At 65.2% G+C, this 7224-nt stretch carries 8 protein-coding genes; 4 read left to right on the top strand and 4 right to left on the bottom strand.

Annotated features, from left to right (window positions below; genetic code table 11):
- A partial coding sequence (locus Q7O19_RS12480) for an arginine N-succinyltransferase (RefSeq protein WP_303810830.1) occupies nt 1-434 on the bottom strand: 434 nt, incomplete at its 3' end.
- Entirely contained in the window at nt 431-1648 is a 1218-nt protein-coding gene (locus Q7O19_RS12485) for a hydrolase (protein ID WP_303810831.1), read from the bottom strand. The genes Q7O19_RS12480 and Q7O19_RS12485, both read right to left, overlap by 4 nt.
- Before the next feature lie 190 nt (nt 1649-1838).
- On the opposite strand from Q7O19_RS12485, the gene Q7O19_RS12490 reads away from it, so the two are divergent.
- Nucleotides 1839-3398, top strand: coding sequence for an amino acid permease (locus Q7O19_RS12490; protein WP_303810832.1), 1560 nt, complete (start codon nt 1839-1841; stop codon nt 3396-3398).
- 69 nt (nt 3399-3467) lie between these two features.
- Here Q7O19_RS12490 and Q7O19_RS12495 read toward each other — a convergent pair whose 3' ends face one another.
- Nucleotides 3468-4454: an adenosine kinase gene (locus Q7O19_RS12495; protein ID WP_303810833.1), complete on the bottom strand. Its 987-nt coding sequence runs from the start codon at nt 4452-4454 to the stop codon at nt 3468-3470.
- Between the two features lie 75 nt (nt 4455-4529).
- Here Q7O19_RS12495 and Q7O19_RS12500 point away from each other — a divergent pair, with 75 nt between their 5' ends.
- The gene (locus Q7O19_RS12500) at nt 4530-5237 is read left to right on the top strand and encodes an EI24 domain-containing protein (protein WP_303810834.1); all 708 of its coding nucleotides are present in this window, start codon (nt 4530-4532) and stop codon (nt 5235-5237) included.
- Here the strand turns inward: Q7O19_RS12500 and Q7O19_RS12505 are convergent.
- Entirely contained in the window at nt 5234-5455 is a 222-nt protein-coding gene (locus Q7O19_RS12505) for a hypothetical protein (RefSeq protein WP_022679422.1), read from the bottom strand. The genes Q7O19_RS12500 and Q7O19_RS12505 overlap by 4 nt on opposite strands.
- A 121-nt stretch (nt 5456-5576) precedes the next feature.
- Between Q7O19_RS12505 and Q7O19_RS12510 the strand changes: the two genes are divergently transcribed.
- Nucleotides 5577-6785 (top strand): acyl-CoA dehydrogenase family protein, encoded by a 1209-nt coding sequence (locus Q7O19_RS12510; RefSeq protein ID WP_303810835.1) that lies wholly within the window; start codon nt 5577-5579, stop codon nt 6783-6785.
- A 58-nt stretch (nt 6786-6843) separates the two neighbouring features.
- On the top strand, nt 6844-7224 hold a 381-nt coding region (locus tag Q7O19_RS12515), incomplete at its 3' end, for an acyl-CoA dehydrogenase family protein (RefSeq protein ID WP_303810836.1).

A 7224-nucleotide genomic window follows, 5' to 3' on the forward strand; every position in this document is an offset into this window, starting at 1 on the left:
AGCCGCCCCAGCCCGCCAGTGCGCAGATCAGGGTGCAGGAACAGCCCGCCCACTTCCGACGCACCATCGAAATCACTGGTGAGCGACAGGAACTCGATGCGCAGCGTGCGATCCAGTTCCTTGCTGGTCTGGGTCAGCGTCGAAATCTTGTAGCTGTAGAACGGCCATTCGGCGCCCACCCGGCTGAACACCATGCCGGTGCCGCCGATGCGCCCGGTGGCGACTTCTTCCAGCAGCAGCAGGTAAAGCTCGTTCGCCGGCGCGGCATCGCTGCGCGCGAAGCTGGCATCGGACCAGGCGAGGCGTCGAGCCAGCGCGCCTTCATCCTGCGGCAGATTGGTGAAACCGCCGCCGGTGAGCTTGGCCAGTTCCAGCACGGACGGCAGATCATCGGCCCGTGCCGGGCGCACGCGCCATTCACCCGCGGCAATCATCGTTGCCACCCGTGCTGCGCCACGCGCAACAGCACAAGGGCCGCCAGCTTCGCCCGTTCCTCCAGCGAATCGGCGCACAGAAATTCATCACTGCTGTGGATGGCACCGCCGCGCGGCCCCATGGTATCGACCACGGCCAGGCCCGTCGCCGCGAGATTATTGCCGTCACACACGCCGCCGGTGTCGCGCCAGCTGATGGCGAGGCCCAGCGAGGTGCCGCAACTTTTCATCAGATCGAACAGGCGCTGTTGGTTGGCGTCCAATGGCTTGGGCGGGCGGGCAAAGCCGCCATGCACGTGGATGTGGACGTCATGCGCCAGCGCCACAGCCGCAACGGCTGCGTTGATGCCGGTTTCCGCGCGCATCTGCGCCGCGGCAGAACGTGGGCGCATGTTCCAGCGCAGCACGGCGTTATCCGGCACGATATTGTTTGGCCCGCCGCCATCGATCTTCGCCGGATTCACCGACAGATCGTCACCCGCCAGCGCGGCCAGGCGCAGCGCCAGATCGGCGGCGGCCAGCAACGCATTGCGACCGTCCTGCGGGTTGCGGCCGGCATGCGCCGCACGGCCATGCACGGCAGCGGAAAAATTGCCCGATCCTGCGCGTGCCCCGGCCAGCGTGCCATCGGGCAGCGCGGGTTCGAAGGTCAGGCCCAGATGACAGCGCTGGGCGGCTTCAGCCAGCAGGGGTGCGGAACCGGGGGAAGAGACTTCCTCATCGCTGTTCAGCACCACTTCCCAGCCAATCGCGTCCGCGAACGGGCTGGCCTCCAGCACCGTCAGCGCCGCCTTGATCAGTGCGATGCCGCCCTTCATATCGGCCACGCCGGGGCCGTTCAGCGTATCCGCATCCAGCCAGCGGCAGGACTGGAACGGATGATCGGCGGCGAACACCGTATCCATATGGCCGGTCATCAGCACCCGCACCGGCGCGTCCGGCCGTTTGACGATTTGGAGATTGTCGGCATGGGCCAATTCCCGCTGCTGCCCGCTGGCATCGAGTTGCGTGGCGGGTGCGGCAGCGACGCGGCGGATTGTCCCGCCCAGCGGGACGAACGCCGCTTCCAGCACGTCGGCCATGTGCGCCAGGCCGGCCAGATTGCGGCTGCCGGTGTTGATCGCCGCCCACGCCTCGATCTCGGCCAGCAGCGCCGGCCGCAGCCCGTCGATGCGGGCCAGCGCATGGGCTTCGGCGGGCGACAGGCTGGTCATGCCGCCACCATAATCTGTGATTTGTACAACCGCCAGCCATTTATGTGATTGATGTCACATCGCCGGCAACGCTGTCCGTCGCTCTGCCACCTTGACCGCGCCCACCATTGCTGGGCATGACGGTGGGATGACACGGCGTCGGCTCCATGGTGTGGGGTACGACGCCAAACGTTTGGCAAGGGGAAATTGCTTGAACAAATGGCGCGTGAAGTCGCTGGATTCGATCCTGGCGACCGCAGAGAAGAAATCGCTCACCCGCTCGCTGGGGGCGTTCCAGCTCACCATGCTGGGCATTGGCGGCATCATCGGCACCGGCATTTTCGTGCTCACGGCCGAAGCCGCGCAGCTAGCCGGACCGGGCATGTTGATCAGCTTCGTGCTGTCGGCGCTGGTCTGCGGCCTCGCCGCACTCTGCTATGCCGAACTGGCCGCGATGGTGCCGGTCTCGGGCAGCGCCTACACCTACAGCTATGCCACATTCGGTGAAATACTGGCCTGGATCGTCGGCTGGGCGCTGGTGCTGGAATATGCCGTGGCGGCTTCGGCCGTGGCGGTCGGCTGGTCCGGCTACATGGTCGGCGTGCTTGATAATTTCCTCGGCATTCAGTTGCCGGCCGAACTGGTGACTGGGCCTTATGCCGGCGGCATCATCAACCTGCCCGCCGTGGTCATTGCGCTCGCGGTCACCTGGCTTCTGGTGCTGGGCACCAAGGAAAGCGCCACGGTCAACTCCGTGCTGGTCACCGTGAAGGTGATCGCGCTGGCGGCGTTCATCTTCCTGGCGGTTCCGGCCGCCACGGCCGACAAGTTCGAACCCTTCCTGCCCTTGGGCGCCACCGGCGCCATTGGTGCGGCTTCCATCATCTTCTTTGCCTTCGTGGGCTTCGACGCGGTTTCCACAGCGGCCGAAGAAACCAAGAATCCGCAGCGCAACATCCCGATCGGGCTGATTGCCAGCCTCGCCATCTGCACCGTGTTCTACATGTTGGTGGGTGCCGGCGTGATCGGCAGCTATGGCGCGCAGCCGGTGTTCGGCCCGAACGGTGGAGCCCTGCAGCCCGGTTCGCCGGAACTGGTGGCCCAGTGCAAGACCTTCGCCGAAGCCACGCTGCCCGTCGTCTGCTCCAACGAAGCGCTGGCGCACGTGCTGCGCGCCATCGGCCACCCCGGCGTGGGCAACGTGCTCGGCCTAGCAGCCGGTTTCGCACTCCCGTCTGTCGTCCTCATGATGATGTTCGCGCAAACCCGCGTGTTCTTCGTGATGAGCCGCGATGGTCTGCTGCCCGGCATGCTGTCCAAGGTGCACCCGAAATATGGCACGCCGCACGTGGTGACGATCATCACCGGCCTGGGCGTGGCCATCTCGGCGGCCTTTTTCCCGGTGGGCCAGCTGGCGTCGGTGTCGAACGGCGGCACGCTGTGCGCCTTCTTCTTCGTGAGCCTCGCCATCATGACGCTGCGCCGCACCGATCCCACGCGCCATCGCAGCTTCCGCACCCCGGCGGTGTGGATCGTTGCACCGCTGGCCGCCGCTGGCTGCCTGCTGCTGTTCGGCTTCCTCAGCTTCGTGGCGCAGATGGTGTTCTTCGGCTGGGCCGCGATCGGCCTGGTGTTCTACTTCATCTATGGCCGCAGCCGTTCCAACGTGGCGCGCGGTATCACGGTGGTGGGCGAACTCGATCCAAACGTGCGGCCACAGGGCGTGGCACCGCTGCCGGGCATCCATACGCCGGGCGGCAAGGACGCGTAACACCACGCACAATACAAACAAGAAGGGCGGCCCTCACAGGCCGCCCTTCTTGTTTGTTGGTGGTGGAACTCAGCCCAGCTTGCTGGCGATCAGCGCCCGCAAATCCGCTTCCGGCCGCGCACCGAAGTGGCTGATCACCTCCGCCGCCGAAATGCAGCCAATGCGCGCGCAATCGGGGAGGCTGCGCCCCTGCACCAGCGCCGCCATGAAGCCGCCGGCAAACAGATCGCCCGCGCCGGTGGTGTCCACCACCTTGGCCACGCGTTCGCCCGCCACCTCGTAACGATGCCCGCCGCCCAGCACGACCGCGCCCTTCTCGCTGCGGGTCACCACGGTGATGCAGGCATGTTTGGCCAGCTCCGCCATCGCCGCATCGATATCGTCGGTCTGGTACAGCGCCTTCACCTCATTCTCGTTGCCGAACATGATGTCCACATGGCTTTCCAGCAGGCTGCGGAAATCGGCGCGATGGCCCTCCACGCAGAATACGTCGCTCAACGTGAAGGCCACCTTGTTGCCCGCCTCGCGCGCCACCTTGATCGCGGCCTGCATGGCCGCCCGCGGCGCCGCCGGATCCCACAGATAGCCTTCCAGATAGAGAATGCCCGATTTCGCCACCAATTCGGCATCCAGATCGCTGGCATCCAGTTCCTGGCAGGCGCCCAGATAGGTGTTCATCGTGCGCTCGCCATCGGGCGTCACCACGATCAGGCAGCGCCCGGTGGGCGGGCCGCCCGTGGCCGCCGCCGTATCAAACGCCACGCCAGCCGCACGGATATCATGGGTGAACACATGGCCCAGCCGATCGCCCGCCACCCGGCCCACAAACGCCGTGCGAGCGCCCAGCGCCGCTGCACCCACCACCGAATTGGCCGCCGAACCACCGCTGATCTCGCGCCCGGGGCCCATCGCACCATAAAGCGCCCCGGCCTCGGCGGCATCGATCAGCCGCATGAAGCCATGCTCGATCCCACGGCTGGACAGGAAATCCGGGGTCTCGCTGCTGATCACATCAACGATGGCGTTGCCCATGGCGAGAATGTCATACTGCGGCATGCACGGCTCCTGAAAATGCAGGCCGTGCCATAACCGCTTGCCCCGCCCCTGCCCAGACCTTACCTAAAGGGCGAAATGCCCGCCGCCTTCATCCTCAGCTTCGCCCAGTTGTGGGACCCGGTCATCCGCCGCATCCTGCTACGCGCACTGCTGCTCACGCTGCTGCTGTTCGCCGGCCTGGCCTGGGCGGTGTTCAAGGGCATCGCCATGATCGAAACGAACGGCTGGCCAGGGTGGCTGCAAAGCTTCTGGACCAACGGCGCCGGCGATGCCGCGGCCTTCCTGCTCTCCATGCTGCTGACATGGTTGGGCTTCACCAGCATCGGCACCGCCGTGATGGCCATGTGGCAGGACGAGATCATCGTCGCCGTCGAAACCCGCTACTACCCCGCCGCCAAGGGCCACGCGCTGGGCCTGGGCGTCGAACTCGCCATGGGCGGACGGGCGGCAATCCGCGTCGCCCTCATCAACATGGCTCTGCTGCCGGCCTATCTGCTGCTGCTGGTCACCGGCATCGGCCCGCTGATTCTGTTCATCATCGCCAACGGCTGGGCCCTGGGCCGCGAATATCTCGAAGCCGTCGCCGCCCACCACGTCCCGCTGGGCGAATCCCGCGCCTGGCCGGGGCAGCACAAATGGGATTCATGGGGCATCGGCTTCCTCACGGCCGGGCTTTTCGCGGTGCCCGTGCTTAATCTGGTCGCGCCGATGATGGGGGCGATGATGGCGACGCATATCTTCCACCGCGAGCGGGAAGACGAGGCGAAGGCGCGGGCGGCTTAAAGAATCCCGCCGCCCATGAAGAGCCGGAACGCCCCCACCACGATCACGATCAGGTTGAGGTTCCGCCCGGCATCCTTGCCCGACAGAAAGCCCAGCCCCAGCCCGACCATGGCGAGCGGGATGATCGCCCAGTTGGCCCAGCCAAGGAAGGGCAGGAAGGCGAAGATGGCGAGGCCAAGGGCGACCAGGCCGATCATGAGCGAGACGATGTTCAACATGGGTTGAATGTGGGGATGGCCGGGGCCGGCGCAAGGTGTCGCAGCGGCAAAATTCACAGGGTTGCCGCTGCCCCGATTCGAGTTTACGTAAACGTCAACCTGTAAGCTGGGGAGTGAAGCCATGGACCTGAATTTCAGCGCCGAAGACAAGGCCTTTCGTGACGAAGTGCGTGCTTTCATCCGCGACCATTATCCCACCTATCTGAATGAGAAGATTCACGAGGGCGAGGAAATGGCGAAGGAAGATTTCCTCGCCTGGCACAAGGTGCTGCACCAGAAGGGCTGGATCGTGCCGGCGTGGCCGACCGAATATGGCGGCACCGGCTGGACCGCCACCCAGCGTTATATCTGGTCGGAAGAGACCGCCGCTGCCGATACCGTGCGCCTGATGCCGTTCGGCCTGTCGATGGTTGGCCCGGTGATCTACACCTTCGGCACGCCGGAACAGAAAGCCAAGTTCCTGCCGCGCATTCTGAGTGGCGAGGATTGGTGGTGCCAGGGTTATTCCGAACCCGGCGCCGGTTCCGATCTTGCATCTTTGCGCACCCGCGCCGAGCGTTTCACCGGCGATGACGGCAAGGAATATTACCGCGTCAACGGCCAGAAGACCTGGACGACGATGGCGCAGCATGCCGATTGGGGTTTCTTCCTCGTTCGCACCGATCCCACCGCCAAGATCCAGGAAGGCATTTCGTTCCTGCTGATCGACATGAAGACGCCCGGCATCACTGTGCGCCCGATCATCACCCTGGGTGGTGAGCATGAGGTCAACGAAGTCTGGCTGGAAGACGTGATAGTGCCGGTGGAAAACCGCGTGTTCCACGAAAACAAGGGCTGGACCTGCGCCAAGTTCCTGCTGGCCCACGAACGCACCGGCATCGCCGGCGTCGCCGCTTCCAAGCGCAATGTTGAGCGCATCAAGGACGTTGCCCGCAAGACCGAAGACGGCGGCGAGGCGCTGATGGCCAACCCGTTCTTCAAGCGCAAGGTGGCCGAACTGGAAGTCGATCTGGCGGCGCTGGAATATACCGAACTGCGGACCCTCGCTGGCGAAAGCAGCGGCAAGGGCCCCGGTCCGGAATCCAGCCTGCTCAAGATCAAGGGCACCGAAATCCAGCAGCGGCTGACCGAGCTGGCGCTGGAAGCCGCCGGCACCTATGGCGCGCCGTACTTCCGCTCGATGGGCGAAGGCGACAACAGCTTCGCCGTCGGCCCGGACAGCGCCCGCCGCACCGCGCCGGTGTATTTCAACATGCGCAAGACCAGCATCTATGGCGGGTCCAACGAGATCCAGCGCAACATCATCGCCAAGATGGTGCTGGGCCTTTGAACGATTGAACGCCGCCCCGGCCTGAGCTGGGGCGGCGCATCTGCCTTGGGGAACGACGATGGATTTCAATTTCACCGAAGAACAGACCATGCTGCGCGACATGCTTTCGCGCTACCTGGCGGATACCTACACGTTCGACGCTCGCCAGAAGGTGGTGCACGGCGGCAAGGGCTGGAACCCGGCCGTGTGGCAGGCCTTTGCGGAAGAACTCGGCGTGCTGGGCGCGCCGTTTGCGGAAGCGCATGGCGGCCTTGGCGGCGGCGCGATCGAGAATATGGTGGTGATGGAAGAAATGGGCCGCGCCATCGTGCTCGAACCCTATCTCTCCACCGTCGTCATCGGCGGCGGCGCGCTCAAGCATGTGGGCGGCGCGATCGCTGATGCCGTGATCCCCGGCATAATCGCCGGCACCACCCGCATCGCCTTTGCCGCCTATGAA

This window comes from Sandarakinorhabdus limnophila DSM 17366 (assembly GCF_945882885.1).
Classification (GTDB): domain Bacteria; phylum Pseudomonadota; class Alphaproteobacteria; order Sphingomonadales; family Sphingomonadaceae; genus Sandarakinorhabdus; species Sandarakinorhabdus limnophila_A.